The sequence below is a fragment of the Shigella sp. FC1661 genome (genome assembly GCF_001712525.1).
Lineage (GTDB): Bacteria > Pseudomonadota > Gammaproteobacteria > Enterobacterales > Enterobacteriaceae > Escherichia > Escherichia coli.
In genome coordinates this window covers 1-1,390 of sequence record NZ_MDGW01000335.1, presented here as the reverse complement: position 1 = coordinate 1,390, position 1,390 = coordinate 1, and the positions used below count along the sequence as shown (strand labels likewise).

At 45.1% G+C, this 1,390-nt stretch carries 1 protein-coding gene; it reads left to right on the top strand.

Annotated features, from left to right (window positions below; translation table 11 throughout):
- The first annotated feature begins 330 nt into the window (after positions 1 to 330).
- Entirely contained in the window at positions 331 to 1,242 is a 912-nt protein-coding gene (locus BFF42_RS17455; protein WP_039060509.1) for a replication initiation protein, read from the top strand.
- Positions 1,243 to 1,390: the final 148 nt, after the last annotated feature.

Sequence of the window (1,390 nt, the reverse complement as noted above, 5' to 3'; positions counted from 1 at the left end):
TTTAAAATTATTTACCATCAACTTCGTTGTGCGTAGGTGGTCGATTTACCATAACGGCACTTAGTGCGAAGTACAGTGTTTCGGTAGAACAATGATTTTTGAAAGGTCGCGATAGCGGCCTTTTTTGTGCCTGATAGCAAAAGCTCTAAAGGGGAAATTGCGAAGTAAGGTGTTGAGGGGTAAGATTAACTCTAGATAAAACAAAGCCCCGAATCTCGTCTAATCTTGGCGGACAGCGAGAGGTCAGGGCCCAGCAATAATGCTAAGGAAAGTATACCAAATGACTAGCCATTCACAAGTCACAACTTACCGCCATAAGCGCGGTGTTGCTTGAAGACGCAGCAATCAAACGTATTTCAACTCGATCTAATCGAGACGCTTCCTCATAAGCCCTATTGCACCGATGAACTCGGTGTCACTTACATACGCCCAAAAAGTACAGCGATTAAGAAAAAATATCTGCAAGTGAACCAACCGAAGTTGGTCACTTACCTTGTTTTTGATATTGATCGACAAGGCGGAGTGTTGGCTTGGTACGACAATGACCTTCCCACGCCATATTGGACATCAAAGAACCCAGAGAACGCACACGCACACATTGCGTATCGCTTGAAAGTTCCATTTTGTACGTCTGATATCGCACATAGCGAACCGATTCGCTACGCTGCTGCGATTGAGTCAGCAATGATAGAACGTCTAAAAGCAGATCGTGGTTTTGCAGGGCTACTCACTAAAAACCCACTGCACCCACATTGGCAAAATGAATTTTGGACTGAGCACGAATACACGCTAGATGAACTGGCGGACTATCTCGATTTAAAAGGTCATCCGTTACGTGGTAGCGAAGTCTCAGGTCTTGGTCGTAATTGTGAGTTGTTTGATTCAGTTCGTCAGTGGAGCTACAAGGCGATTAGAGAGTTTTGGGCACCCAACTATAAGCGTGACTGGAACTCGGCTGTCTACGATCACGTAGAAGCCCTTAACGCTCAGTTTAAAGTGCCTTTACCAGTTTCAGAGGTTAAAGCGATAGCGAAGTCGATCGCTAACTGGACATACCGTGAGTTCACGCCAGATAAGTTTCGTCAGAGCCAAGCTAAGAAAGGTGCGAAAGGCGGTAAGATTGGAGGTAAAATCTCTAAACGTAAGCCTGTAGAAAGTTCAGAAAGAACACTCAAACCTTGGGAAGAGCTCGGGATTCATAGGGCCACGTATTACCGAAAAAAAGCGAAAGGTCTGCTTTAAAAATGCGACCAGATAAAGCCTTATCAGATAACAGCCCTTTTTAGGGTTGTTGACCTGCCCCCACGATTAGATACAACACTCAGTTAGTAACGTCGGAATCTTCATTCTCAGAATGACCCTTTCTCCAGCCCGCTGCAAATTCAGACGG